The following is a 24,602-nucleotide window of genomic DNA, read 5'->3' on the forward strand; positions in this document are numbered from 1 at the left end:
TTCGGGGTGGCCGCGGCACTCGCGGGTCGGCGCTCACCCTGAGCAGGCGGTGCGCTGTGCCTCCTGCCACTCGCAGACGGGGCACAGCGTGACGCCTTTGTGCGACTCCGGGTACTCCGTGGGCTCGCGGCACAGCACGCACTCCGCGTACGGCGGGCCGTCGGCCCGTGGGGGCCGGGTGGCGTCGATGATCGTGCAGTAGTCCTCGTCGCTCATGCCTCAAGCGTAGGCGGGTCAGCGACGGGCGCCCGTCTCCCCGATGAGCTCGGACACCTTCACGAACCGGTAGCCCTGCTTGCGCAGCTCGGGCACGACGGTGCGTACGACCCGCTCGGTCGTCGGGGCGGCGCTGCGGGTGCAGTGCATGACCACGACGGACCCGGGCTTCACACCGTCGAGGACCTGCTTGGCCACGGCGTCGGCATCCGTCGCGAACGCGTCCCCGCTCACCACGTCCCACTGCACCGCGGTGACGCCGAGCCCGCTCAGGGCGCGCAGCGCCTGCTGGTCGTAGCAGCCGCCGGGGAAGCGGAAGTACGGCATCGCGTGTGGCACGCCCGCCTTGCGGATCGCGGTGTACGCCCGCTCCACGTCCGTCTTCATCCGGTCGGTGCCGACGGTCGGCAGGCCGTAGCAGTCGCCGGTGAAGGCGTAGTGGCTGTAGGAGTGGTTGGCGATCTCGAACTGCGGGTCGGTGCCGATGGAGCGGGCCTCGGCCGGGTACTCGTCGGCCCAGCGGCCCGTCATGAACACGGTCGCCGGGACCTTCAGCGCGCGCAGGGCGGCGATCAGCTCCGGGTTGTCGAAGTGCTCGCCCGAGGCGGCGCGTGGTCCCTCGTCGGCGGTCATGTCGGCGTCGAAGGTGAGGGCGACGGTCTTGCCCAGGGTGCGCGGTCCGTTCATGAAGACCGGGGTGAGACCGCCCGGCCCCGGTGCCAGTTTGGGCGGCTGTGAAGAGGAGGGGGCGGGGGCGGGGGCGGGCTGGGCATGGGCCGGGTGGGCGGTGTGCGGTACCTCGGCGGTGCCGCAGGAGGCGAGGGCGACGCTCAAGGCGCAGACCGTGGTGGCGCGGCGTACATGAGTGAACACCGTATGAAGATATGACTGGAAATCCGGCAAATCACCCAACGTGGCCCGGTGAGAGAGGTGGGATCACCCGGCCGGGCGCGGGGCGGTGCTCGGCCTCGGATGAGGGTCCGTCAGGGCTCAGCGGCCGTAGCGGCCGGTCAGGGTGCCCGTGGCGAGAGTGTGGCCGGCGAGGGCGCGCTGCAGGTCGTCGGGAGTGGCGCCGGCGGGGAGGTCCAGGCGGCGGTCGGCGGCGTAGACCGAGAAGACGTAGTGGTGGGGCTGGTCGCCCTTGGGCGGACAGGGGCCGCCGTAACCGTTCCGGCCGAAGCCGTTGCGGCCCTGGGTGGCGCCCGGGGGTGCCTGGCCCGCGGCCAGTTCCGTGGTGTGCGGGTCGATTCTCCAGGTCAGCCAGTGCGTGAACCGGCCGTGCGGGGCGTCGAGGTCCTCGACCAGAAGGACCAGCTCGGTGGTGTGCGACGGTACGCCGGTGAAGGCGAGGGGCGGTGAGAGGTCCTCGCCGTCGCAGGTGTGGCGGCGGGGGATCGTGCCGCCCTCGGCGAAGGCGGAACTCGTCACCGTGACGCGATGCGCGGCGGTGGGGGTGGGTGCGGGCGAGCCGCCGTCACCGTCACCGCATCCCGCGACGACGGCCATCGCGGTCACCACCGTCACGATCAACAGGCAGAGGCGCATGACCGGCACGTTAGTCCCGTTCGAGGCCGGCGTCAGTGGCCACTCGCCGTCGGTGGCCTCTCCAGGAAGCGCAGCAGCTCCACCGGGAACGGCAGCACCAGCGTGGAGTTCTTCTCCGCCGCCACCGCCACGACCGTCTGCAGCAGCCGCAGTTGCAGCGCGGCGGGCGTGTCCTCCATCTGCTGAGCCGCCTCCGCCAGCTTCCTCGAGGCCTGCAACTCGGCGTCGGCGTTGATGATCCTGGCCCGGCGCTCCCGGTCGGCCTCGGCCTGGCGGGCCATGGAGCGCTTCATCGCGTCCGGCAGGGACACGTCCTTGATCTCCACCCGGTCGATCTGCACACCCCAGCCCACCGCCGGGCTGTCGATCATCAACTCCAGCCCCTGGTTGAGCTTTTCCCGGTTGGACAGCAGGTCGTCGAGGTCGCTCTTGCCGATGATCGAGCGCAGCGAGGTCTGGGCCATCTGCGAGACGGCGAACCGGTAGTCCTCGACATTGACGATCGCGGCCGCCGCCTCCACGACCTTGAAGTACACGACGGCGTCGACCCGCACGGTCACGTTGTCGTGCGTGATGCCCTCCTGGGCAGGCACGGGCATCGTCACGATCTGCATGTTGACCTTGCGCATACGGTCCACCACGGGGATCACCATGGTGAACCCCGGCGCCCGGCTCTGCCCGAGGACCCGGCCCAGCCGGAAGACCACGCCGCGCTCGTACTGCTTGACGACCCGCGCGGCTGCGGCCAGGTACACCACGCCGACGGCACCAGCCGCCGCGATCGCCCCCAGCAGCTCCTGGAGCATGTCGACCTCCTCCACGAGAGGCCCGATACATCCACTCCTACAACGATATGCCCGGCGTCTGGTCCGGGGCCACGCCCCGTGCGCCGAGGCGTACGGGGGGACGAGGTTCTCGTGTGGCGCGAAGAACCCGGGCGCGGGCAGGGCGGCGCCGCGGTCCCCTGACCGGGCGGAGTCGGTCGGCTACTCCGGCGCCACGAGCCCCTTCGCGTCGCGGGCCAGCGCGGTGAGCCGGGATATCGCGCGGAAGTACTTCTTGCGGTAGCCGCCGTTCAGCATCTCCTCGCTGAACAGCTTGTCGAAGGGCAACCCCGAGGCCAGGACCGGGACTTCACGGTCGTAGAGCCGGTCCGCGAGGACCACGAGCCGCAGCGCCGTCGACTGGTCCGGCACCGGCCGGACACCGGTGAGGCACACGGCCTTCAGACCGTCGGTCAGCGCGCCGTACCGGCTGGGGTGGACCTTGGCGAGGTGGTCCAGCAGATGCGGGAAGTCGTCGAGCGAGGCGCCCTCGGTGGCGTACGCCGCCTTGGTCACCTGCTCGTCGGAGTACGGCGCCGGGGCCTCGGGCAGACCGCGGTGGCGGTAGTCGTCGCCGTCGATGCGCAGGGTGCGGAAGCGGGCGGACAGGCCCTGGATCTCGCGCAGGAAGTCGGCCGCCGCGAACCGGCCCTCGCCGAGCTTGCCGGGCAGCGTGTTGGAGGTGGCGGCGAGGGCGACGCCCGCCTCGACCAGCTTGCCCAGCAGGGTCGACACGAGGACGGTGTCACCGGGGTCGTCGAGCTCGAACTCGTCGATGCACAGCAGCCGGTGGCCGGCAAGGGTCTGCACCGTCTTCTGGAAGCCGAGGGCGCCGACCAGGTTGGTCAGCTCGACGAAGGTGCCGAACGCCTTGAGCGCGGGCTCGGCCGGAGTGGCGTGCCACAGGGAGGCGAGCAGATGGGTCTTGCCGACGCCGTAGCCGCCGTCGAGGTAGACCCCGCGCGGACCGGCCGGGGCCTTTTGCGCCCTGCCCCTGCCGAACCCGAAGAACCCCCGCTTTCCGCTGCCGCTGGCGTGGGCCCCGCCGAGACCGGCCGCGAAGCCTTCGAGGACCCGTACGGCCTCGGTCTGGCTGGGCTGGTTCGGGTCCGGGAGGTACGTGGCGAAGCGGACCGAGTCGAAGCGCGGCGGTGGCACCATCTCGGCGACCAGCCGGTCCGCGGGGACGTGCGGCTCGCGGACGCACAGGGACTGGGGGGCCGTTTCGGCTATCGCGCCGAGGCCCGGGGCGGCGGTGGAGGAGGACACGGTTCCCCATGCTAAGCGCCGTGTCACACTGCACGGCATGCGACGCCTGTTCCCTGTGACCGACGAAACAGCAGCCCAGGCCTCCGGCGGGGCTACGGAGGAGAGGGCGCCGGGCACCGGTGCCGGTGAGTGGAGCCTCGCCGATCTCGCCGCCGCCTACGCCTACCCCGAGTCCGTGGCCGCCGGGCGTGCGCCCTGGCTGCGCGGGAACATGGTCTCCACGCTCGACGGCGCCGCCTCGCACGAGGGCCGCTCCGCCGGCATCTCCAGCGACGCCGACATGCGGATCTTCGGCACGTTGAGGGCGCTGGCGGACGCCGTGGTCGTGGGCGCGGAAACGGTACGGCAGGAGGGGTACCGGCCGGCACGCGCGCGTGCGGAGTTCGCGGCGGCCCGTGCTGCCGCGGGCCAGGGCCCGGCCCCGGTGATCGCGATCGCGACCGCGAGCCTGGACCTGGACTTCTCCCTTCCGTTGTTCACCTCACCCCTCGTGCCCACCCTGATCCTCACCGGCGCCGCTGCCGCCCCGGACCGGGTCGCCGCGGCCGAGAAAGCGGGCGCGCGGGTGGTGATCGCGGGTGACGGGGCCGAGGTCGACCCGGCCCGCGCCGTACGGGCCCTGGCCGACCTGGGTCACACCCGGCTGCTCACCGAGGGCGGACCCCGGCTGCTCGGCCGGTTCATCGCCGCCGGGGTGCTCGACGAGCTGTGTCTGACGATCTCGCCGTTGCTCGTCGCGGGCGGCGCGCAACGGATCTCCGGGGGCCCGTCGGTGTCCGTTCCTCTACGCTTCGAACTGGTGTCCTTGCTCGAAGAGGGCGGGTTCCTCTTCGGTAGGTACTGCCGGTCCTGAATTCAGCGGAAGCTACCGTTCCGCTTAACCTGCGCCGGGCACACTGAATCCGGCAGAACCCGTGCGATCACGGGGCAGGATGGTTTCCGCAGGGTCTGATACGGCCCACGGAGGAGAGAGGGCCCACGGGTCCTCGGAGGAGAATGGGGCGCTGGTGTTCACAAGCGTACTGATGATCGAGAAGGCCCTGACGTCCGCCGACGTGGAGTTCGTCACCACCTTGCACGGAGACGAGGCCGTCGCCTTCCATGTGCTGCTCCAGCCCCGCGGCGACCAGGCCGACCGGCTGCTGCGGGCCATCGACGACATCGCCCTCGGCGAACTGGACGACGCGGCGCGCGAAGGCGAGACGCCCGAGGGTCTCGCGGCGAAGGAGCCGGCGGAGCAGGCGCTGACCGTGTCGCTCACGGCGCTGCGGGCCGGCGGCAGTGCGGCCGAGGGGAGACTGGTCGAGGAACATCCGCTGGACGCGCTGAAGAAGCTCGTCGAGGAGGTGGGGGCGGACGAGGTCATCGTGCTGACCGATCCCCACTATGTGGAGGAGTTCTTCCACCGGGACTGGGCGTCTCGGGCGCGGCACAAGGTAGGGGTGCCGGTGCTCAAGTTGTTCTCGCACAGTAAGGCCTAGGCGCCGTTGGGGTGCGGTGCGTTCGCGGGAGCGGGTCCGTTGTGGCTTGTCGCGCCCACGCGGCGGGAGCCGCATATCGATACAGCCCCGCGCCCCTTCGGGGCGCCCATCGCCGGCGCCCCTTGCAAGGAACCCCGTACCTCAGCGCATAGGCTAGGCGTGCTCCGGATCGCACCGTACTTGGGGAGACATGCATGGCACCCGGCCTTCCTACCGCCATGGACCGACCGCACTTCATCGGCATCGGCGGGGCCGGAATGTCCGGTATCGCGAAGATCCTCGCGCAGCGCGGGGCCAAGGTGGCCGGCAGTGACGCGAAGGACTCGGCGACCGCCGAGGCGTTGCGTGCGCTTGGCGTGACCGTGCACATCGGGCACGCCGCCGCGCACCTCGCCGACGACGCCAGCTGTGTCGTCGTGTCGTCGGCGATCCGCAAGGACAACCCGGAGCTGGCCCGCGCCGCCGAGCTGGACATCCCCGTGGTGCACCGCTCCGACGCCCTCGCCGCCCTGATGGACGGCCTGCGTCCGATCGCCGTCGCCGGCACCCACGGGAAGACCACGACCACCTCGATGCTGGCCGTGTCGCTGACGGAGCTGGGGCTGAACCCGTCGTACGCCATCGGCGGCGACCTGGACGCCCCCGGCTCCAACGCCCTGCACGGCGACGGCGAGATCTTCGTCGCCGAGGCCGATGAATCGGACCGCAGCTTCCACAAGTACGCGCCCGAGGTCGCCATCGTCCTCAACGTCGAGCTGGACCACCACGCCAACTACGCCTCGATCGACGAGATCTACGAGTCCTTCGAAACCTTCGCCGACCGGATCGTGCCCGGCGGCACGCTGGTGATCGCCGCCGACCACGAGGGCGCGCGGGAGCTGACCCGGCGGCTCGCCGGGCGGGTGCGAACGGTGACGTACGGCGAGGCCGAGGACGCCGATGTACGCGTTCTGTCGGTCGTGCCCCAGGGGCTGAAGAGCGAGGTCACCGTCCTGCTGGACGGGCAGGAGCTCACCTTCGCCGTCTCCGTGCCCGGCCGGCACTACGCGCACAACGCGGTCGCCGCGCTCGCCGCGGGCGTGGCGCTCGGCGTGCCGGCCGCGGAGCTGGCGTCGGCGCTGGCCGCGTACACGGGCGTCAAGCGGCGCCTGCAGCTGACGGGCGAGGCCGCCGGCGTGCAGGTCATCGACTCCTACGCCCACCACCCCACCGAGATGACCGCAGACCTGGAGGCGATGCGCGCCGCCGCCGGTGACGCCCGCATCCTGGTCGTCTTCCAGCCCCATCTGTTCTCCCGTACCCAGGAACTGGGCAAGGAGATGGGTCAGGCGCTGGCCCTCGCGGACGCGTCGGTCGTCCTCGACATCTATCCCGCCCGCGAGGACCCGATTCCGGGGGTCACCAGCACCCTGATCATCGACGCGGCGCGCGCGGCCGGCGCGGACGTCACGGCCGTGCACGACCAGGCCGAGGCTCCTTCCGTGATCGCGGGAATGGCGAAGCCGGGCGATCTCGTTCTCACCATGGGTGCGGGCGACGTGACCGACCTGGGCCCACTCATCCTGGACCGCCTGTCGCATCAGTGAAGGGGCTGAAGAACATGTCGTACGACGTCGAGAAGCCGGACGAGCAGTGGCGCGCGGAGCTGACCCCGGCCGAGTACGCCGTGTTGCGGCAGGCCGCCACCGAGCCCGCCTTCACCGGTGAGTACACCGACGCCAAGACCAAGGGCGTCTACTCCTGTCGCGCCTGCGGTGCCGAACTGTTCACCTCGACCACCAAGTTCGAGTCGCACTGCGGCTGGCCGTCCTTCTACGACCCGAAGGACTCCGACGCCGTGGAGCTCATCGAGGACCGTTCCCACGGGATGGTCCGCACGGAGGTCCGCTGCGCCCGCTGCGGATCCCACCTCGGGCATGTGTTCGAGGGTGAGGGGTATGCGACCCCGACCGATCAGCGGTACTGCATCAACAGCATCTCGCTGCGGCTGACGGCGGACGAGGACTGAGCCGCCACGATCCCGCTCCCTGAGCCCCGGGCCCGCGCGGCCCGGGGCTCGGTCGGGGCGCATGCGGCTGGTGCCTCGAATGCTTCCGTTTGAGATTCTGTGAAGGTGGTGGGTGTCGCGCGTTGGATCCAGGCCCTGCGGAGACCCGCGGCGGCCGGTCTCGGCCCCGAGGACGGGCTCATGGAGGGGGACGGCGCGTCGTCACGGCTGAAGGCGGCACGGTCGGTCGTGGCCGGGATCGGTACGACACTCGACGAGGGCACGACCTGCGCGGAGCTGGTCCGGGCGGCCGTACGGCTGGCCGGCGGCGTGGCGGCCGTGATGCGCCGGGCCGGCGAGACCATCTCCGGGTACGAGGCCATCACCGGGGACCCGAACGCGCTGCCCGACGCCCGCTGGGCCGCCGCGGTGGCCCGGGAAGCGGGCGCCCCCGCAGCCGACCGCCCGCCCGAACCCTGGATCGAGTACCCGGCGGGCCACAGCGGCACATCCGCGCTCTGCGTGCCGCTGACCAGCGGAGACGCCCACTATGGCGTCCTCGTCTGCGCCCGGGGCACCCTGCCGTTCACCGGCTCCGAGGCCGAGCTGCTCGCCCTCATCGCCGAACGCGCCGCCTCGCACATCCGGCACGCCCGCGAGTACGAAAACGTCAACCGCACCGCCGCTGACCTGCAACGGGCCCTGCTGGCGGAACCCGGCCGGCCGCATCCGAACCTGGACGTCGCCATCCGCTATCTGCCGGCGGGGAGCCGGACCCTGGTCGGCGGCGACTGGTGCGAGACCGTACGGCTGCACTTCGGACGCACCCTGCTCGTCGTCGGCGACGTCATGGGGCACGGCCTCGAGGCCGCCGTCGACATGAACGCCTACCGCTCCTCCCTGCGCTACATCGCCTCCGCCGACCTGCCCCCGCACCGGGTGCTGCGCCAGATGGACGACATCGCCTCCGGCGAGGCGGACCGCAGGCCCGCCACCTGCCTGATCGTGCGCGTCGACCCGGCCCGCGGACAGCTCACGCTCTCCAGTGCCGGGCATCTGCCGCCCGCGCTGATCACCCGGGAGGGCGAGACCACCCTGCTCCCCATGCCCGTCGGGCCGCCGCTGGGGACCGGATTCGGGGGCTACGAGTCCGCGACGCACACCATCGACCGCGACGAGACGCTGGTGCTGTTCACCGACGGGCTCGTGGAGCACCGGGGCGAGGACATCGACATCTCCCTGGACCGTCTGGCCCGGCTCCACTTCCCGACCGCCGCGTCCGTCGACGACATCCTCGAGACGATCCTCAGCCGCCTCGATGTCCGCCACGCCGAGGACGACGTGGCGGTGGTGGCGGCACGACCGCGACTGCGGGAGGGCGCCACGATGCCGGAGGAATGGGCGGCCTGGTGAGGCCGGCAGGCCGGTGGTCGCGGTGACTGCTTGGCCGTACGGCGGTCGTCGTGGCTCGAACTCCCCCTTTCCCGGCCCGATTCCGTTCGCCCGGGGCCGGATGATCTCTACCGTGGGGCGCAGCGGAGTCGTCACGAGAAGGGGGAAGCGTGGGCGCAGAGATCGTGGGGCTGGCCGGAGTGGCGCGGCCGTCCAGTTACTGGTCGGGGACGGCTACGCGTGGGCCAAGTCCCGGCTGACGGCTGCCTTCCGGAGCGCGGAGGGTGCCTAATCCGCCGAACTGGAGCTTCTCGTCGTACGGTTGGCCGAGGCGCGGGCGAGCGGTGAGCGGTCGCGGTCGGAGCCGCGGAGGAGACGCCGGCCGCGCGGCTCCAGAAACTGCTGGCCGAGCACCCTGAAGCCGAGGCCCAACTGCGCCACACGACTCCCGCCGACACCCTGGCCGCGACCCTGCGCATCAGATACCGCAGCACCGAGCGCAGCCGGTCCAGGACCCGGAAGCCGTCGCTCATGGTTGCGGCACCCGTGGCCAAGAAGCCGCAACAATCGAGGTCTAGACTCTGCACGCAACGGCCTGCGCAACGACGACCGTGGCCGAAAGTGGGCAGGTTTCTGCCAAACCCGAAGGGTATTCGGCGTTTTGATACGGATAGATTCAGTCACCAAGCGGTACCCGGACGGCACGGTGGCTGTCGACCGGCTGTCGCTGGATGTACCGGACCGCTCGATCACCGTGCTCGTCGGGCCCTCCGGCTGCGGCAAGACGACGACCCTTCGGATGATCAACCGGATGGTGGAGCCGAGCGAGGGCTCCATCCTCCTCGACGGCGTGGACATCCAGGCGCAACCCGTCAACACGCTGCGTCGTTCCATGGGTTACGTCATCCAGAACGCCGGACTCTTCCAGCACCGCACGATCCTCGACAACATCGCGACCGTGCCCCGCCTGCTCGGCTGGAGCAAGGAGCGCTCCCGGACACGGGCGGTGGAGCTGATGGAGCGGGTGGGCCTCGACTCCTCGCTCGCCAAGCGCTACCCCTACCAGCTGTCGGGCGGACAGCAGCAGCGAGTCGGTGTCGCGCGGGCGCTCGCCGCCGATCCGCCGGTGCTGCTCATGGACGAGCCGTTCTCCGCTGTCGACCCCGTGGTACGCAAGGGGCTTCAGGACGAACTCCTACGTATCCAGGAGGAGTTGGGCAAGATCATCGTCTTCGTCACTCATGACATCGACGAGGCGATCAAGCTCGGCACGATGGTCGCCGTGATGCGTGCCGGTGGCAAGCTGGCCCAGTTCGCCCCGCCCGCCGAACTGCTGACCGCGCCCGCCGACGCCTTCGTCGAGGACTTCCTCGGTGCCGACCGCGGCATCCGACGCCTGTCGTTCTTCCCGTCCGGCGGGCTGGAGTTGGAGACCGGCCCGGTCGTCCCCGTCGACGCCGACGCGAAGAAGCTCTCCGCGCGCGGCTCGGCCGACGTGCCCTACCTCCTCGTGACGGACCTGGACGGCAAGCCCCTCGGCTGGAGCGCGCCGCAGGACCTCACCGCCGGGGAGATCACGCCCGAGCAACTGCTGCCGTACGGGCGGCCCTTCGTGCACGGCCGGGACTCGCTGCGGGCCGCGCTCGACGGCGCCGTGCTGTCGCCGACCGGGTGGGCCGTCGGCGTGGACGGCACCGGGCGCGTCGTCGGCGTCGTCTCGCAGTCGGTCATCGCCGAGGCCATCCGGCACGCGCACGCGCAGGGCCGTACGGACGACGAAGCGCAGGCCGTCCGATGATCTCGGCGAGCGGCTACTTCGACATCCCCAGCGACCTCCAGCACAGCTACCTCGGCCTGATCGGCCTGCATCTGCGGGAGGCCCTGATCCCGGTCCTCGCCGGCCTGATCGTCGCGCTGCCCCTCGCCCAGCTCTGCATGCGGTTCCGCTGGCTGTACCCGCCCGTGCTCGGCGTGACCACCGTGCTGTACGCCATCCCGTCGCTGGCCTTCTTCGTCGTCCTCATCGACTACACCGGCCAGAGCGAGACCACGGTGATGATCCCGCTGGCCGTGTACAGCCTCGTGGTGCTCGTCCCGGCGATCGTGGACGGAGTGCGGTCGGTGCCGCCGGAGACCCTCGCCGCCGCCACCGCCATGGGCTTCGGACCCGTACGCCGGTACGTCCAGGTGCAGTTGCCGATCGCCGTCCCCGCGATCATCGCCGGTCTGCGCGTGGCCACCGTGTCGAGCATCTCGCTGGTGAGTGTCGGCATGCTGATCGGCAACCAGGGCGCGCTCGGCAACCTGCTCCACGACGCGCAGATCTACAACCGGCCGCCCCTCGCCTGGACCTCCGTCGTCACCACGGCCGCCCTCGCGGTCCTCGTCGACGCCGCCCTGGTCGTGGCACGCGTCCTGCTGACCCCCTGGATGCCGAAGGAACGCGCCCGGTGAACGTACTCAACTTCGTCAACGCCTTCTTCAGCGACAGCGCCCACTGGCACGGCTACGACGGCATCCCCACACGCTTCCTGGAGCACCTCGGGTACTCCCTGGAGGCGCTCGCGTTCGCCGCCGCGATCGGGCTGCCGATCGGTGTGCTCACCGGCCACTACGGGCGCGGCGGCAACGCCCTCGCCCTGATCGCCACCGCCGGGCGGGCGTTGCCCACCTTCGGTCTGCTCGTGCTGATGGTCATCCTGTTCGGGTTCGGCATGGTGACCGTGATGGTGCCGCTGGTCGTCCTCGCCGTACCGCCGATCCTGGTCACCACCTACGAGGCGGTGCGCTCCGTCGACCCGTCCCCGGTGGACGCCGCGCGGGGCATGGGCCTGCCCGAGTCGCGGATCCTCTTCCAGGTCGAACTGCCGGTCGCGCTCCCGCTGATCCTCAGCGGCCTGCGCTCGGCGGCCATCCAGATCGTCTCGACGGCCACCATCGCCGCGTACATCGGACTCGGCGGCCTCGGTCGGTACATCATCGACGGCCTCTACCAGCACAACTACGAGAAGGTCGTCGGTGGCGCCACCCTGGTCGCCGGGTTGGCCCTGGCCACCCTCGCGCTGTTCTGGGCGGTCGGCCGGCTCGCGGTGTCGCCTGGAGTGCGGCGCAGCGTCTGACGCTCAGCCCTCGGTGCGGGCCAGCGCCAGCTCCAGTACGACGAGCAGCGCGTCCCGCACCGAGCCCCGCTCCCGGGCGTCGAACACCACGAGCGGGACGCCCTCGGTCACGTCCAGCGCCCAGCGGACCTCGTCCAGGGTGTGCTCCACCTGCCCGTCGAAGGCGTTGATCGCCACCGCGAACGGGATGTCCCTGTGCTCGAAGTAGTCGACGGCCGCGTAGCAGTCGTCCAGGCGGCGGGTGTCGACGATGACGAGCCCGCCGATCGCGCCCTCGACGATGTCGTCCCACATGAACCCGAACCGCTTTTGGCCGGGTGTGCCGAACAGATACAGCTTCAGCGTCGGGTCGATCGTGATGCAGCCGAAGTCCATCGCCACCGTGGTGGTGGTCTTGCGCGGTGTGTGCGTGAGGTCGTCCACACCCGCCGCGACCTCCGTGATCGCGGCCTCCGTGGTCAGCGGCTCGATCTCCGAGATCGAGCCGACGGCGGTGGTCTTGCCGACGCCGAAGCCGCCCGCGACCACCATCTTCACCGGCAGCGGCGGACGTACGGCGGTCTGCGCGGCCGAGGTGTTGACCAGTGGTTCAGTCGGTGTCACGGAGTACCCCTCGGGAGTCGGGGATGGCCCTGAGGCCATCGATAACCCTGCGCAGGACGGACGAGCCGTGCGTGGCTTCGAAGTCGGGCACGTACACCGTCAACTGCCCGGCGGCGCGCAGGTCCTCGGCCAGCACACGGACCACGTTCAGGTGCAGCCGCAGCCGGGCCGCCAGCTCCGCGAGCGACTGCGGGAGACGACAGGCGGCCACGATGTCGCGCTGCTCGAAGGAGAGCCCGCCGAGCGCGCCGAGACCGGCGGCGGTGGCCACCACCTGGGTCTCGACGGGCATCGTCCGGACTGAGGCGGCGTCCGCCACCCGGCCGGCGGTGACCAGGAAAGGCCTCACGGCGGGGGCGGGACCGACCGGGTCGGGGCCCGGAGGCGGGGAGCCGTCCGCCATGGGTTCCTTCGCTTCCTCTTCTTACGACCGGGCGGCGCCGGTCAGTGCGACGACGGGACGCCGACGCTGTTCTTCAGTTCCAGGACGAGTTGGGGGCTGAGGGCGGTGCCGGCGCGGTTGGCGAACACCGTCATCTCGTAGGCGATGTTGCCCAGCTTGGCCTCCTTGTCGGCGACCACGCCGAGCACGGCGCCGCTGCCGATCGCGGAGACGATGACATGGCCGCCCTCCAGGTCGATGATGACCTTGTTGAGGCCGCCCAGGCCGTAGTTGCCGGAGGCGCCGGCGGCCAGGCTGGTGATGCCGGAGACGATCGCCGCGAGCCGCTCGGAGTGGGCGCGTTCGCGTAGCTCCGACACGGCGATGAGCAGCCCGTCCGACGACACGGCGATCGCGTCGACCACACCGGCGGTCTCGGTGGCGAAGCGGTTCAGCAGCCAGGTGAAGTCGGCCGCGGCGGCCTGCAGGTCGGTGGGTGTGGTGCCGCCCGTCGGGGTGTCACCTGTCGACGTGCTCACTGCTCGGCTCCTTCCGGGTGGTGGTTCTGGTCGTGCGATCGGTTCGTCGGCCGGGTGCCGTCGTCGGGGCGCGCAAAACTGCCGGTGTCGCTGTCGCTGTCGCGCCGCGCGCGCTCCACGGCGGCCTCGAACTCGTCGAGCGCGTCGCGTACGGCTTCGGCGTCGGCCGGGTTCACGGTCTGGGGTACGACCTGCTGGGCACCGGCGGTCGTACGGAGCGTGGCCCCGCGGACCCGGCGGCGAAGCGGGCGGGAGGTGCCGTCGGCGTCACTGGCGACGGAGGGGAGTGGTGCTTCGGTACGGGCGCGGGGGATGAACGGGGGTTTCCCGCCGGCCTCCGCGGCGGCGGCGCCGGTCGTGGTAAGGGCCTCGTCGTACGCCGGGGAGACCGGGCCGGTCGGCGCCGAGGGCGCGTTGTCCGTCGGTTCGGGGTCGGGTGTCCCGGCAGCCGACGTGGGGGCGTCGTCGTACGACGGGGACCTCTCGTCGGTGTCGTCCTGCTCGCGGGGCGGGTTCCTGCGCGGGAGCGGGCCGAGTTCGACGGGGGTGGACGGGGAGGGCTTCGGGCCGCTGGCGGCCGTTGCTGCCGCCGCCGTCAGCTGCGTGGTCGTCGTGGTGCCGGGCGCTGCGGCCAGCACCGGCTCGGTGGTGGTCGCGGGGGCGCCGGAGGTCACCGGGCTCATCGTCAGCAGCAGCGCGGCCGGCAGCGTCACCTCCGCCGTCACACCGCCACCCGGCGTACGGGTCAGCTCGACACCGATGTCCCAGCGGCGCGCCAGCGTGCCCACCACGAACAGGCCGAGCACCTTGGTCGGCATCAGGTCGAGCCGCTCACGACGGATCAGCCGGGCGTTCTCCTCGGCGAGCCGTTCCGCGCTCATCCCGAGCCCGTGGTCGGTGACGACGACATGGGCGCCCTCGGCACTGGCCCGGACCGTCACCTCGACGGGGCTGCCCTCCGGCGAGAACGACACCGCGTTCTCCAGGAGTTCGGCCACCATCAGCGTCAGGTCGCCGATGATGTCGGGCGCGACCATGATCTCCGTCGCGGCGTACAGCCGTACCCGCTGATAGCCCTCGATCTGCCCGAGCGCCGCCCGTACGACGTTGGTGAGCGCCGTCGGCCCCGAGTCCAGCACCGTCTCCCGGATGCCGGCCAGCAGCATCAGGCTGTCGGCGTTGCGGCGCAGACGGACGGCGATGTGGTCGATGGAGTACAGGCGTTCCAGCAGGGCCGGGTCGGTCTCGCCGCGCTCGACGGCGTCGATCAGCGCCAGCTGACGGGTGGTGAGGTTGCTGACGCGGCGGCCGACGTTGCCGAACATCTCGGCGGTGTTGCGGCGGCTGAGCACCTGCCGTTCGAGCAGCGCCGCCGCTGTCGTCTGCACCTGGTTGAAGGCCTCGGCCAGGTCGCCGATCTCATCGCGCGCGGTGACGGGCACGTCCCGCAGCAGGGGCGGACCGTCGTCCTCGGCGTCGTCGTCGGCCACGCGGGCAAGCTCGCGGCCCGCCACGTCGGCGACCTCGTGCGCGACACTGGTGAGGGCCTGCACCGGGAGGATCACCGAGCGGCGGACCAGCACCGTGAACGCGAGCCAGAGGGCGAAGCCGAGCAGCGTGCCGCTCAGCAGCAGACTCGCGCGCCAGGTGGCCGACCGGGAGGCGTCGTCGGCCCGGTCGGCGATCTGGCCGATCAGCGAGGTGGTGATCTGCAGCCGGGCCGCGGCCTGTTCGGGATAGGCGGGGTACTCGGTAAGGGCGTCCTTGACCGCCTGCCGGATCTCCGCCTGGGTGCCTGCCTCGAGCTGGCTGGTGTCGATCTGCATCTCCGCGTACGACTCGGCGATGGCGCGCTGCGCGGGCGTGTGCTCGATCCCGGCGAGCTCCTCCGCCTGCGGCTCGGTGGCGAACCGGGTGAAGCGGTCGGCCTGGTGGGTGTAGAGGTCGTAGGCGCCGACCGCGTTGGTGAACTCGATCAGCGCGTTGGTGTCCCCGGTGGTCGCCGAGAACACGCTGGTCTCGAAGGCGGCGTGGGCGGCGTCCGCGCGCAGCAGGGAGTCCAGCAGGTTGCCGGTGAAGGTGGACGCGAGGGACGCGTTGCGGTCGAGACCGAGGCTGTCGATCAGCTCGTTGGCGGTGTTGGCGTAGGCCGGGTCGATGTTGTCGGCCGGGAGGTAGGCCTGCTCGACCGAGTCGCGCAGACTGGACAGGCCCTCCACCTCTCGCAGCGTCTGCGCCGCGGTGCCCGGCAGCCGATCGCCGAAGGTGTCGCGCACCTTCTGCACCTGGGAGTTCACCGCGGTCTGGGACTTGCGGTAGGCGGCCGACGAGGGCTTGCTGTCACCGGCCTCGTAGCGCGCCGAGAGCAGGATCGCCTGCTGGTGCTCCGCCTCCACGCGGTCCGCGAGGCGGGCGACCTGGGCGCTGTCGCGTACCAGTTGGGCCGCCGACCGGGCGCTGTTCGCCTGTCCGAGCAGGTCGGTGATGAGATAGGTGAGCAGTACGGCGACCACGGCGAGCGGTACGCCGACGAGCAGATTGAGTTTGCGCCTGAAGGGCCAGCTGTCTGCGAAGCCCCGTATGCCACCCCCGGTCGGTGGGGCGGGCCGGGCGGGCGCGTCCACTTGGTTCGTGGACACCGGGCCTCCTTCGTGTGGGTGTTGCCACCCGAAAGCTGATGCGTGACGACGCTGGAGTGGGCCCCGTGCACCGCTGTGACGGAAATCAACTGCAGTGAGACTACCGCCTCTTCGAACCCACGATCGGGCAGCCTCTCATCAAGAATCCGTTACAAAGAGGTTCCCCGGTATGCACAACTGACCAAGGATCGAAGCCAATCGGTGACCCGGTGGCGCTTGACTGGGTGAGAAGGGGCTGGATTGGATCAGTGAAGACCTGTGCGCAGTGTCGTGCAGTCGTGTGCACAGACCCCAGCCAACTCCAGAGCCCGGAACGGGAACCGTGACTTCCAACACCCACACCAGCAGGTCCATCCGGAGAAACCGAGGCGCGGCGGCCGTCGCGCTCGCCGCGGCAACGGCCCTGCTGGCGGGCTGTTCCTCCTCCTCCGACGACAAGTCCGACCCGCTCGCGGGAGACAAGGCGAGCGGTGACACGGTCGTCGTCGGCTCCAACAACTTCGCCGAGAGCATCCTGGTCGCCGACATCTACGGCGAGGCCCTCAAGGCCAAGGGGATCAAGGTCTCCTACAAGCTGAACATCGGCAGCCGCGAGACGACGTACGGCCTGCTCAAGAACGGCACCATCTCGGTCCTGCCCGAGTACAACGGCGCGCTGCTGGCCTACCTGGACGCGAAGGCGGCCCCGAAGACCGTCGAGGCGACCACCGCGGCCATCGACGCGAAGCTCGACTCCAAGCTGACCCTGCTGGAGCCGGCGCCCGCGCAGGACAAGGACTCGGTCACCCTCAACGCGGCCACCGCGAAGAAGTACAACCTGACCGACAAGTCCTCGATCGCCGACCTCAAGTCCGTCGCCAAGGACCTGGCCATCGGCGCCTCGCCGGAGTTCCAGACCCGGCAGCAGGGCCTGGTCGGCCTCAAGGACGTGTACGGCGTGGAGTTCAAGTCCTTCAAGGCGCTCGACGCGGGCGGTCCGCTCACCCTGGCGGCGCTGAAGAAGAACACCGTGCAGGCCGCGGACATCTTCACCACGGACCCGTCCATCTCCAAGGAGAAGTTCGTCGTCCTGCAGGACCCGGAGAACCTCTTCGGCTTCGAGAACGTCCAGCCGCTCGTCTACAAGAGCGGGCTCTCCCAGGAGGGCGTCGCCGCGCTGAACGCGGTGTCGGCCAAGCTCGACACGGCGACCCTGCTCGACCTCGACACCCAGGTGCAGTCGCAGAACAAGGACCCGCTGGACGTCGCCAAGACCTGGCTGAAGGACGCTGGTCTCGTCTGACCTTTGCACGTCGGAACGACGCGGGTGCCTCCATTGTCCGGAGGCACCCGCGTTGTGCTCGACCGTCCGTCAGAGGTCGAACTCGTGCGGCGGCAGGTCCAGCGTGAAGCACGCCTCCCGCACCACGGCCTGCTCCGTCTTGTCGAAGTCGCCGTCCGCGCCGCCGATGACGATGCCGATCTGAATCACGGCACGCGCCTCGGCGGGCTTCTTCTTCGCCTTGGCGACCTCCTGGAGCACGCTCACCTTGCCGAAGGCGAAGTCGGCGGTCAGCTTGTTCAGGTTCTCCTCGAAACGGCGCCGCAGGTCGTCCGCCGGGAAGTTCTGCAACACCTCGTTGGTCGCGATGAGCTGCGCCACGCGCTGCCGCTCCGCCGGGTCGATGGTCCCGTCGGCGGCCGCGACGAGCGCGCACATCGCCATGCTCGCGTCGCGGAAGGCACCGCTCTTCAGGTCGTTCTTCTTCGCCACGAGCTGGGTCTGCATCGTCGATGCGGACTCCTTGATGCGGTCCCACAGGGCCATGCGAACTCCTTGAATGCACACATCGATCACTTCTGCAGCACCGTAGAAACTCGTGGCGGGGCCGATAAGTTCCGGCGGTCCCGACGACCCGGGATCTCACAACCCGGCAGACGAATTCGGCCACTTGCGGTTAGCATCCGGATCATGGCCGCTGCGGAACCCACCATCGTCGCTACGTCGGGCGGACACCGGGTGGGCGGGCGGACCATGGTCGAGTTCGACGCGCTGGTCCATCACGCGGTGGACCTGTCGGGCGCGCACGGCCGACGGCCGCGCGTGATGTACGTCGGTACGGCCATCGGGGACGCCGAGCACTTCACGTCGCGGATGACCGAGGCGGCACGGGTGGCGGGATTCGATCTCACCCCGCTGCACCTCTTCCCGCGGCCCAACCTGGAGGACGTGGAGGGCGCGGTCCTCGACCAGGACGTCGTCTGGGTCATGGGCGGCTCGGTGGCCAACCTGCTCGCCGTGTGGCGGGTGCACGGGCTGGACCGGATCATGCGGCGGGCCTGGGAGTCCGGGGTCGTCCTGAGCGGGGTCAGCGCCGGGTCCATCTGCTGGTTCCGGGGCGGCACGACCGACTCCTTCGGTCCGGAGCTTTGCCCGCTCACGGACGCTCTCGGCTTCCTGCCGTACGGCAACGGTGTCCACTACGACAGCGACGAGGGCCGGCGCCCGCTGATCCACCGCCTGGTCGCCGACGGCACCCTGCCGACCGCGCACTGCACGGACGACGGCGTGGGTCTCGTGTACCACGGGACGCGGCTCAGCGAAGCGGTCACGGAGGTCCCGGGCAAGGGCGCGTACGTCGTCACCCGGGACGGGGGCGGGGTGAGCGAGGAGCGGCTCGAGCCGCGCAGGTTGCCCGGGGTCTGAACGCGGGGGAGGGGCCCAGCCGGTGGTCAGTTCGTCGGGTCGCTGTGGAGTGCGGTCGCTCGGGTCTCCTTACGGCGCCCTCGGCGGCTTGTTCGTGGTTCCTGGTCCGGCAGCCAGCCGAATGTCAGGCAGCTGCCCACGAGGCCCAGCAGCAGGCCGATGAAGAAGCCGCCGAGGTTGGAGGTGATCCAGGTGCCCAGGGTGACCAGGACGCCGATGATCGAGTAGAAGAGGCGCTGGGCCGGGTTGAAGAGGGTGAGCAGGCCGCACAGCAGCATCACGACCGGGAGCAGATAGCCCGCCAGGCCCTGCATGCCGATGTGCATCACGACTTTCATCGACACCTTCTCGGTGAGAAGGATCTCCGCCCCGCCCAGGGCGAGCAGCAGCCCGCCCCAGAACGGGCGGCGCGCCCGCCAGCGCCGGAAGGCGGGCCGCGCTTCCTGTCCGGATCGGACCGGCATCAGCAACCCGACTCGCTGAAGCGGAGTTTCAGGCCGGGGAGCTTGAACACCCCTGCCGTCGTCGCATAGTTGGTCTGCCGCAGATTCGCGATGCGTACGGTGTCGGCCTGCTGGCTGAACACGCCGATCGGCCCCTGCACCCCGGCCTTGTCGAGCGTGCTGGCGTCGTTGCCGATCTCGATGTTGTCGAACGCGGCGTCGCCCGTCAGTTCGGTGGAGTCGGTGGTGAGATCGTGCGCCTCCACCTTCTGGCTGCCGGTGCCCGCGGTGATCAGCAGGTTGGTACCGCCCAGGTCGACGCTCTGGCACAGCTTCGTCAGCGTCGCGTCCTTGATCGCCGAGGTGACGATCAGCACCTGCCCGCCGGTGTCACCCGCATTGGGGCTGCCGTCCGCCATGTTGTCGAGCCCGCCGAACTGCTCGAAACCGGTGCCGTTGAGCTCGGTCGCGGTGACCGTGAAGGGCATCCCCGAGATGGCGTCACCGGCGTCACCGGTGTCAACGGCATCACGGTCAACAACCTGCCGTACAGCGCCACGGTCACCTCGGCCGGCGCGGTCACCCTCTTCAACATCCAGGCCACGATCAGCCTGAAGACCATTCTGGGCAACGTCAGCTGCGTCTACACGGCGGCGAGCGTGACCGGCACGACCGACAACTCCGACCACAGCATGACCTTCACCAACAGGCGCTCTCGAAGGCGTCCGGCTCCGCGCTCTGCTTCTCCACCGCGTACCTCACCGCGAAGTACGGCCCCGTCGTCGACGCGACCCTGGGTGGCGTAGCCGTCGACGTCAACTGATCCCCGTACGCCCGGCGTTCACCGCTGACGCAGACGCAGGGCGAGGGCGGCGCCCCCGGTGAGCACCAGCACCGCAGCGGCGCCGCCCGCCATCAGCGGCGCGGACGGACCCGAACCGGCGTCCGCGTCCGAGGCCACCGGTGTGCTGTCGACACCGGTGGCCTCGGCGCGCGGCACGGCGGACGACGGCTCGGCCGCGCTCTTCGAGGGAGCCGGGGCGGGAGTGGCGTGTTCCTTTGTCGCGCTCTTCGCGGGAGCCGACGACTTCGCCGGCGCGGAGGTCTTCGCCGCGGCCGGAAACACCACATCGGAGCACGAGTAATACGTGTCCGGCGTACTGCTGTTCCGCCAGATCGTATACAGGACATGGTGTCCCGTACGGTCCGCCGGCAGCGTCGCGCCGATGTGGTACGCCCCGTTCGTCAGGGCAGGGTCCTGGGCCGTGGCGAACGGTCGCGCGGGCAGGTCGGACCACTTCAGCGGCTTTGCGGGGTCGTAGCCCGGCTCGGTCAAGTACAGCTCGAACGTACCCTCGTGGGCGATCGTCGAGGCGTACGTCAGCGTCAGCCGGCCGCCCGGGGTCAGCCGCGTCGCCGGCCAGTCCGTACGGGCGAGGTCGAGGCCCTTGTAGCCGGGCAGGCCCCCGCTGCACAGCCTGCCGTCCGGGATCAGCTGCCGGTCCCGTCCGCCGACTCCCGCAACCCGCAGGTTGTCCCACGCCGTGAAGGGCCCGCCGTTCGCGGCGATCGCCGCCCGGCAGGCGGCCGTCGACGAACTCCCGCCGCCGGGGGAGCAGGCGTACACCCGGCTGACCGGGTCCGTCGGCGCGCCGTGCGCCAGGGCGGGCCCGGCCGCCCAGAGGGACAGCAGGGCGCAGGCCGCGACGGCGGCCCCCGTGACCCTGAGGTGTGGGGTGATCCGAGTCATCCGGGACGTCTCCTCGGCCGGCGCGGGAACGGACTGCTCCCGTGCAGTACGCGAAACGCGCCCGCCCTGTTCACCGACGCCCGGGGCAGTGAGGCACGCACCGACCGGACCGTCCGTTTTGACGACCTGTCGAGGGCCCATTGAGAACCGACCGTCCCCCTCGTATCGTGGCGATCACCGATGCGGCGGTCCGCCACCCGCCGATACCTCCGGATGCGGGAGAGAGCCGAGGGAGGGCCGTGTTTTGACTTCGTCCGTTTACCGAACTCCCAGGACGGGCGCGGCCGTCCACACACGAGTTGCACGTGTCGTCCACCAGGTCCGCACACCGGGGTCCCGCTGCCGCACGGTGAGCTATCGTGTGCGAGGGGTAGAGAACAAACGGCACGACCCGTTCGTTTCACCGCAAGGAGTGTTCAGCCGATGGCGAGGCAGTTACGCGCCGAGCAGACCCGCGCAACGATCATCACAGCCGCCGCTGACCTGTTCGACCGTCATGGCTATGAGTCCACCAGCCTGAGTGACATCGTCGAACACGCCCATGTCACCAAGGGGGCCCTGTACTTCCACTTCGCCGCCAAGGAGGACCTGGCGCACGCCATCATGGAGCTCCAGTCGAGGGCCGCGCGGCAGTTGGCGAGCGAGGTGGACGGCCGCGGCTGCTCCTCCCTCGAAGCCCTGATGCGCACCACGTTCGGGATCGCCCGGCTCGCGGTCGAGGGCCCGATCCAGCGGGCCGGACTCCGGCTGGCCACCGCGGATGTCGCCGTACGGGCGCCGCTCAAGCACCCGTTCACCGAGTGGCTGGAGATCACGACCCGCAAACTCCTGGGCGCCGTCAAGGAGTCCGACGTCCACTCCGACCTGGATGTGGACGCCGTGGCCCACTCCCTGGTCTGTTTCTTCGTCGGCACCCGGGTCACGGGCCGCTCCCTCGAACCCGTCTCCCGGCTGCCCCGGAGGATCGCCGAGATGTGGCATCTGATGATTCGCGGCCTGGTGCCGGTGCCCCGCCGCGCCCGCTATCTCACGCTCGCCACGCAACTGGAGCGGGAGATCAGAACCGTCTGACCCGCGCGGTACGGTGACGCACATGTCGGATCTCCCCACCGCGTCCGTGATCCTCGGCAACGAACCCGGCTCGTTCCCCCACAGCGTGCTGGCGCAGCGGCACCCGGCGATCATCGGGCAGGTGCGGGACACCTTCCCGTACGGCCCCGAGCAGCACTGCGCGCTCGACGCGCTCCTCGAGAGCTGCCTCCACGGCGTGATCGAACCGCTCCCCGCGACCGCGCCCGACCGCGCGCGGTGGCGGGACTGGGGCGCGGACGCCCACGTCGGCCGCTCCTGGTTCGACGCGCCCTGGCTCTGGTCCGAGAGCTACTTCTACCGCCGGCTCCTCGATGCCGTCGGCTGGTTCGGCCCCGGCGCCTGGCAGGGCATCGACCCCTTCCGCCGCTTCAAACTCGCCGAACTCGACGCCAAGGAGACGGACGAGGAACTCGCCGCCCTCGACGCCCTGGAGGACCGCCCGGCACCTGAGCGGGCGCGGGCCCTGCTGCACGGCTCGCTCTGGGGCAACCGCGCCGACCTCGGCTTCCGGCTCTCCGCCGGCGCCGAGACGGACGAGGCGGCGCCTTCCCAGGTCCCCGCCCTGGTCGCCGACGACAGCGAGACCCTGTGGTCCCTGCTCCCGCCCTCCGGCACGGGCACCCTCTACCTCGTCGCGGACAACGCGGGCCGTGAACTCATCCCCGACCTGCTCCTGCTCGCCCACCTCCTCGCCGAGGGGCGCGTCGGGCGGGCCGTGCTGCACATCAAGCCGTACCCCTACTACGTCTCCGACGCGACGACCGCCGACGTGGTCGACGCCGTGCGCCGGCTCACCTCGGCACCGGGCGCGGCGGCCGTGTACGGTCGGCACCTGTGGGAGGCACTGGCCGACGGCCGCCTCACCGTGCGCGCGCACCCCTTCTCGGCGGCCCCGCTGCCGTACTCGGACATGCCCGACGACCTCCGTGCCGAGTTCGCCTCCGGCACGCTGACCATCTTCAAGGGCGACCTCAACTACCGGCGCCTGGTGGGCGACCGGCTGTGGCCGCCGACCACTCCCTTCCGGGACGTCACCGCCTACTTCCCGGGCCCCGTCGCCGCCCTGCGCACGCTGAAGTCCGACGTGATCACCGGGCTGGACGCGGCCACCGAGGCCGCGCTGGACGCCGCGGAGGGGGCGCGGTGGCGTACCTCGGGCACCCACGCGCTGATCCAGGCACGGCCGTCAAGCCAGCTGTGGGCCGTCAAGCCAGCTGTAGCGGAAGCGACTTGAGGCCATTGATGAAGTTCGACACGAGCCGCTCGGCGGGCCCGGCGAGCCTCGGAGCGGGCAGCACCCGCAGCGCCTCCTCGTACAGCAGCCGCAGCTGGAGCCGGGCGAAGTGGGCGCCCAGGCAGACGTGCGGACCGTCCCCGAAGGACACGTGCGGGTTCGGCGTACGCGACAGGTCCAGCCGATCGGGGTCCGCGAAGACCCGCTCGTCGCGGTTGGCCGAGGCGTGGAAGACGACCACCTTGTCACCCGCGCGGATCCGCCGCCCGGCCAGTTCGGTGTCCTGCGCGGCGGTGCGCCGGAAGGTCAGCACGGGCGGATGCCAGCGCAGCAACTCATCGGTGGCGGTGGAGAGTTCCACCTTTGCGTCGCGCAGCAGCTGGTACGCCTCCGGGTGCCCGGCCAGCGCCAGCAGACCGCCCGGGGCGGCGCTGCGCACCGTGTCGTTGCCCGCGACGGTCAGCAGGAAGAAGAACATCTCCAGTTCGGGGCCGGTGAGTTCGGCGTCGTGCGCGAGCGTGGTCAGCACGTCGTCCGCCGGGTGGCGCCGCTTGTGCGCGGCCAGTTCCTGGGCGTACGCGAACATGTCCCGCAGCATGGCGGGCGACCGCGGATTCACCGGCTTGCCCGCAGCGTCCAGTACCGGGGGAGCGGCCTCGTCCGGGTCCTGGTAGCCGATCACCCGCTGCGTCCAGTGCAGCAGCAGCCGCCGGTCGCCTTCCGGGACACCCAGCAGGTCGGCCAGGTTGAGCAGCGCGTACTCGTCGGTGACGGCGCCGACCACGTCGACCGTGCCGTCTCCCTCGCGGGCCGTCTCCAGGGCGTCCGCGAACAGCGCGCGGGCCCGCTCCCGCGCGACCCCCGCGAACCGGTCCACGCGCCCCGGCGTGAAGGCCCGGCTCACCAGCCGCCGCAGCCTGCCGTGTCCCGGCGGGTCCTGGTTGAGCATCATTCGCTGTATGAACGGCAGGTCCGCCGGGTCCGGATCGCGGATCTGCGTCGCGCCGACGTACGAGGAGTACGTCCCCGAGTCCTTCAGCACCCGCACCACGTCCGCGTGCCGCGTCACCGCCCAGAACCCCGGCCCGGCCGGCCAGCCCAGCACCTCGGACTCGTCCTGCCAGGTCACCGGGTGGTGGTCGCGCAGGACGCGGTAGTCGGCGTAAGGCACCCCGACGGCATACCGGCGCGGATCGAAGACATCGGGAACACCGGGGACACCGGGAACCGCCTCAGGGCGCGACAGGTAGCTCATGTGCACCACCGTGACCCGCCGGAGGGGGCTCGGCAAGGGCACGGACCGAGCGTGCCGACCGCCCGCGCGGTGTTGAAGGAAAGCCCGAGGGAACTCTGGCTCGACCACGTCTTCGCGAGCGGCCACGTGCCGGCCGGTGCGGCTGG

Annotated in this window: 27 protein-coding genes; 12 read left to right on the forward strand and 15 right to left on the reverse strand. The window is 70.8% G+C overall.

Annotated elements, in window-relative coordinates:
* Positions 1-33: 33 nt before the first annotated feature.
* The 5 genes from ACFYXB_RS07720 to zapE form a co-directional block, all read right to left on the reverse strand.
* Entirely contained in the window at positions 34-216 is a 183-nt protein-coding gene (locus ACFYXB_RS07720) for a hypothetical protein (RefSeq protein ID WP_389578885.1), read from the reverse strand.
* 18 nt (positions 217-234) lie between these two features.
* The gene (locus tag ACFYXB_RS07725) at positions 235-1,089 is read right to left on the reverse strand and encodes a polysaccharide deacetylase family protein (RefSeq protein ID WP_389578887.1); all 855 of its coding nucleotides are present in this window, start codon (positions 1,087-1,089) and stop codon (positions 235-237) included.
* A gap of 117 nt (positions 1,090-1,206) precedes the next feature.
* Positions 1,207-1,761 carry a YbhB/YbcL family Raf kinase inhibitor-like protein gene (locus tag ACFYXB_RS07730; RefSeq protein ID WP_389578889.1) on the reverse strand — a complete coding sequence of 185 codons (555 nt, stop codon included), beginning with the start codon at positions 1,759-1,761 and terminating at the stop codon, positions 1,207-1,209.
* 32 nt (positions 1,762-1,793) lie between these two features.
* Positions 1,794-2,567, reverse strand: a complete 774-nt coding sequence (locus ACFYXB_RS07735) for a slipin family protein (RefSeq protein ID WP_389578892.1) — start codon at positions 2,565-2,567, stop codon at positions 1,794-1,796.
* A 180-nt stretch (positions 2,568-2,747) separates the two neighbouring features.
* Positions 2,748-3,854, reverse strand: coding sequence for a cell division protein ZapE (gene zapE, locus ACFYXB_RS07740; RefSeq protein WP_389578895.1), 1,107 nt, complete (start codon positions 3,852-3,854; stop codon positions 2,748-2,750).
* Positions 3,855-3,891: 37 nt separating this feature from the next.
* Between zapE and ACFYXB_RS07745 the strand changes: the two genes are divergently transcribed.
* From ACFYXB_RS07745 to ACFYXB_RS07765, 5 genes are all read left to right on the forward strand, one after another.
* Positions 3,892-4,707: a pyrimidine reductase family protein gene (locus ACFYXB_RS07745; protein ID WP_389578898.1), complete on the forward strand. Its 816-nt coding sequence runs from the start codon at positions 3,892-3,894 to the stop codon at positions 4,705-4,707.
* A gap of 154 nt (positions 4,708-4,861) precedes the next feature.
* A complete protein-coding gene (locus tag ACFYXB_RS07750) occupies positions 4,862-5,335 on the forward strand; it encodes an indole-3-glycerol phosphate synthase (protein ID WP_351350684.1) in 474 nt (157 codons plus the stop codon).
* 194 nt (positions 5,336-5,529) lie between these two features.
* Positions 5,530-6,921, forward strand: coding sequence for a UDP-N-acetylmuramate--L-alanine ligase (gene murC / locus ACFYXB_RS07755; protein ID WP_389578901.1), 1,392 nt, complete (start codon positions 5,530-5,532; stop codon positions 6,919-6,921).
* A gap of 14 nt (positions 6,922-6,935) precedes the next feature.
* Positions 6,936-7,343, forward strand: coding sequence for a peptide-methionine (R)-S-oxide reductase MsrB (gene msrB / locus ACFYXB_RS07760; RefSeq protein ID WP_389578903.1), 408 nt, complete (start codon positions 6,936-6,938; stop codon positions 7,341-7,343).
* A gap of 108 nt (positions 7,344-7,451) precedes the next feature.
* Positions 7,452-8,735, forward strand: coding sequence for a PP2C family protein-serine/threonine phosphatase (locus tag ACFYXB_RS07765; protein ID WP_389578906.1), 1,284 nt, complete (start codon positions 7,452-7,454; stop codon positions 8,733-8,735).
* A gap of 267 nt (positions 8,736-9,002) precedes the next feature.
* Here ACFYXB_RS07765 and ACFYXB_RS07770 read toward each other — a convergent pair whose 3' ends face one another.
* Complete coding sequence (locus ACFYXB_RS07770; RefSeq protein ID WP_389578908.1) at positions 9,003-9,155, reverse strand: hypothetical protein; 153 nt, start codon at positions 9,153-9,155, stop codon at positions 9,003-9,005.
* Positions 9,156-9,375: 220 nt separating this feature from the next.
* Here ACFYXB_RS07770 and ACFYXB_RS07775 point away from each other — a divergent pair, with 220 nt between their 5' ends.
* From ACFYXB_RS07775 to ACFYXB_RS07785, 3 genes are read left to right on the forward strand one after another with little or no spacing between them, the layout of a single operon-like run.
* On the forward strand, positions 9,376-10,512 hold the full coding sequence (locus ACFYXB_RS07775; protein ID WP_389578910.1) for an ABC transporter ATP-binding protein: 1,137 nt from the start codon (positions 9,376-9,378) through the stop codon (positions 10,510-10,512).
* Positions 10,509-11,168: an ABC transporter permease subunit gene (locus tag ACFYXB_RS07780; protein WP_351348358.1), complete on the forward strand. Its 660-nt coding sequence runs from the start codon at positions 10,509-10,511 to the stop codon at positions 11,166-11,168. The genes ACFYXB_RS07775 and ACFYXB_RS07780 overlap by 4 nt, the downstream gene beginning before the upstream one ends.
* Positions 11,165-11,833: an ABC transporter permease gene (locus tag ACFYXB_RS07785; RefSeq protein ID WP_351348360.1), complete on the forward strand. Its 669-nt coding sequence runs from the start codon at positions 11,165-11,167 to the stop codon at positions 11,831-11,833. The genes ACFYXB_RS07780 and ACFYXB_RS07785 overlap by 4 nt, the downstream gene beginning before the upstream one ends.
* Positions 11,834-11,836: 3 nt before the next feature.
* Here ACFYXB_RS07785 and ACFYXB_RS07790 read toward each other — a convergent pair whose 3' ends face one another.
* Genes ACFYXB_RS07790 through ACFYXB_RS07805 form a run of 4 tightly spaced genes read right to left on the reverse strand, consistent with a single transcriptional unit; the run spans position 11,837 to position 15,996 of the window.
* Positions 11,837-12,436 (reverse strand): ATP/GTP-binding protein, encoded by a 600-nt coding sequence (locus ACFYXB_RS07790; protein ID WP_389578914.1) that lies wholly within the window; start codon positions 12,434-12,436, stop codon positions 11,837-11,839.
* On the reverse strand, positions 12,423-12,839 hold the full coding sequence (locus ACFYXB_RS07795; RefSeq protein WP_351348364.1) for a DUF742 domain-containing protein: 417 nt from the start codon (positions 12,837-12,839) through the stop codon (positions 12,423-12,425). Before ACFYXB_RS07795 ends, ACFYXB_RS07790 begins: the two co-directional genes overlap by 14 nt.
* A gap of 41 nt (positions 12,840-12,880) precedes the next feature.
* Complete coding sequence (locus tag ACFYXB_RS07800; protein WP_389578917.1) at positions 12,881-13,357, reverse strand: roadblock/LC7 domain-containing protein; 477 nt, start codon at positions 13,355-13,357, stop codon at positions 12,881-12,883.
* Entirely contained in the window at positions 13,354-15,996 is a 2,643-nt protein-coding gene (locus tag ACFYXB_RS07805; RefSeq protein WP_389578920.1) for an ATP-binding protein, read from the reverse strand. Before ACFYXB_RS07805 ends, ACFYXB_RS07800 begins: the two co-directional genes overlap by 4 nt.
* Positions 15,997-16,318: 322 nt before the next feature.
* On the opposite strand from ACFYXB_RS07805, the gene ACFYXB_RS07810 reads away from it, so the two are divergent.
* Complete coding sequence (locus ACFYXB_RS07810) at positions 16,319-17,278, forward strand: ABC transporter substrate-binding protein (protein WP_351348369.1); 960 nt, start codon at positions 16,319-16,321, stop codon at positions 17,276-17,278.
* A gap of 69 nt (positions 17,279-17,347) precedes the next feature.
* Here the strand turns inward: ACFYXB_RS07810 and ACFYXB_RS07815 are convergent, their stop codons facing one another.
* Positions 17,348-17,803, reverse strand: a complete 456-nt coding sequence (locus ACFYXB_RS07815; RefSeq protein ID WP_351348371.1) for a TerB family tellurite resistance protein — start codon at positions 17,801-17,803, stop codon at positions 17,348-17,350.
* 144 nt (positions 17,804-17,947) lie between these two features.
* On the opposite strand from ACFYXB_RS07815, the gene ACFYXB_RS07820 reads away from it, so the two are divergent.
* A complete protein-coding gene (locus ACFYXB_RS07820; RefSeq protein ID WP_351348373.1) occupies positions 17,948-18,682 on the forward strand; it encodes a peptidase E in 735 nt (244 codons plus the stop codon).
* Positions 18,683-18,708: 26 nt separating this feature from the next.
* On the opposite strand, the gene ACFYXB_RS07825 is transcribed toward ACFYXB_RS07820, so the two are convergent.
* The 3 genes from ACFYXB_RS07825 to ACFYXB_RS07835 form a co-directional block, all read right to left on the reverse strand.
* A complete protein-coding gene (locus ACFYXB_RS07825) occupies positions 18,709-19,146 on the reverse strand; it encodes a DUF6114 domain-containing protein (RefSeq protein ID WP_389578924.1) in 438 nt (145 codons plus the stop codon).
* Positions 19,146-19,814 carry a DUF6230 family protein gene (locus ACFYXB_RS07830; protein WP_389578927.1) on the reverse strand — a complete coding sequence of 223 codons (669 nt, stop codon included), beginning with the start codon at positions 19,812-19,814 and terminating at the stop codon, positions 19,146-19,148. Before ACFYXB_RS07830 ends, ACFYXB_RS07825 begins: the two co-directional genes overlap by 1 nt.
* Positions 19,815-19,966: 152 nt before the next feature.
* Entirely contained in the window at positions 19,967-20,875 is a 909-nt protein-coding gene (locus tag ACFYXB_RS07835) for a lytic polysaccharide monooxygenase (protein WP_388503360.1), read from the reverse strand.
* Positions 20,876-21,298: 423 nt separating this feature from the next.
* Between ACFYXB_RS07835 and ACFYXB_RS07840 the strand changes: the two genes are divergently transcribed.
* Positions 21,299-21,946 carry a ScbR family autoregulator-binding transcription factor gene (locus tag ACFYXB_RS07840; protein ID WP_389578931.1) on the forward strand — a complete coding sequence of 216 codons (648 nt, stop codon included), beginning with the start codon at positions 21,299-21,301 and terminating at the stop codon, positions 21,944-21,946.
* Between the two features lie 22 nt (positions 21,947-21,968).
* Positions 21,969-23,201 (forward strand): damage-control phosphatase ARMT1 family protein, encoded by a 1,233-nt coding sequence (locus ACFYXB_RS07845; RefSeq protein WP_389578933.1) that lies wholly within the window; start codon positions 21,969-21,971, stop codon positions 23,199-23,201.
* Here the strand turns inward: ACFYXB_RS07845 and ACFYXB_RS07850 are convergent.
* Complete coding sequence (locus tag ACFYXB_RS07850; protein ID WP_389578936.1) at positions 23,173-24,456, reverse strand: cytochrome P450; 1,284 nt, start codon at positions 24,454-24,456, stop codon at positions 23,173-23,175. The genes ACFYXB_RS07845 and ACFYXB_RS07850 overlap by 29 nt on opposite strands.
* Positions 24,457-24,602 lie beyond the last annotated feature (146 nt).

This window comes from Streptomyces sp. NPDC002619 (assembly GCF_042889305.1).
In the GTDB taxonomy this organism is placed as follows: domain Bacteria; phylum Actinomycetota; class Actinomycetes; order Streptomycetales; family Streptomycetaceae; genus Streptomyces.

Bases quoted from the DNA above. Each gene is read 5' to 3' on its own strand.
- ACFYXB_RS07815 (WP_351348371.1), bottom strand. From the start codon at position 17,803: ATGGCCCTGTGGGACCGCATCAAGGAGTCCGCATCGACGATGCAGACC.
- ACFYXB_RS07850 (WP_389578936.1), bottom strand. From the start codon at position 24,456: ATGAGCTACCTGTCGCGCCCTGAGGCGGTTCCCGGTGTCCCCGGTGTT.
- ACFYXB_RS07845 (WP_389578933.1), top strand. From the start codon at position 21,969: ATGTCGGATCTCCCCACCGCGTCCGTGATCCTCGGCAACGAACCCGGC.
- ACFYXB_RS07735 (WP_389578892.1), bottom strand. From the start codon at position 2,567: ATGCTCCAGGAGCTGCTGGGGGCGATCGCGGCGGCTGGTGCCGTCGGC.
- ACFYXB_RS07745 (WP_389578898.1), top strand. From the start codon at position 3,892: ATGCGACGCCTGTTCCCTGTGACCGACGAAACAGCAGCCCAGGCCTCC.
- msrB (WP_389578903.1), top strand. From the start codon at position 6,936: ATGTCGTACGACGTCGAGAAGCCGGACGAGCAGTGGCGCGCGGAGCTG.
- ACFYXB_RS07795 (WP_351348364.1), bottom strand. From the start codon at position 12,839: ATGGCGGACGGCTCCCCGCCTCCGGGCCCCGACCCGGTCGGTCCCGCC.
- ACFYXB_RS07840 (WP_389578931.1), top strand. From the start codon at position 21,299: ATGGCGAGGCAGTTACGCGCCGAGCAGACCCGCGCAACGATCATCACA.
- ACFYXB_RS07780 (WP_351348358.1), top strand. From the start codon at position 10,509: ATGATCTCGGCGAGCGGCTACTTCGACATCCCCAGCGACCTCCAGCAC.
- ACFYXB_RS07835 (WP_388503360.1), bottom strand. From the start codon at position 20,875: ATGACTCGGATCACCCCACACCTCAGGGTCACGGGGGCCGCCGTCGCG.
- ACFYXB_RS07720 (WP_389578885.1), bottom strand. From the start codon at position 216: ATGAGCGACGAGGACTACTGCACGATCATCGACGCCACCCGGCCCCCA.
- murC (WP_389578901.1), top strand. From the start codon at position 5,530: ATGGCACCCGGCCTTCCTACCGCCATGGACCGACCGCACTTCATCGGC.
- ACFYXB_RS07730 (WP_389578889.1), bottom strand. From the start codon at position 1,761: ATGCGCCTCTGCCTGTTGATCGTGACGGTGGTGACCGCGATGGCCGTC.
- ACFYXB_RS07820 (WP_351348373.1), top strand. From the start codon at position 17,948: ATGGCCGCTGCGGAACCCACCATCGTCGCTACGTCGGGCGGACACCGG.
- ACFYXB_RS07825 (WP_389578924.1), bottom strand. From the start codon at position 19,146: ATGCCGGTCCGATCCGGACAGGAAGCGCGGCCCGCCTTCCGGCGCTGG.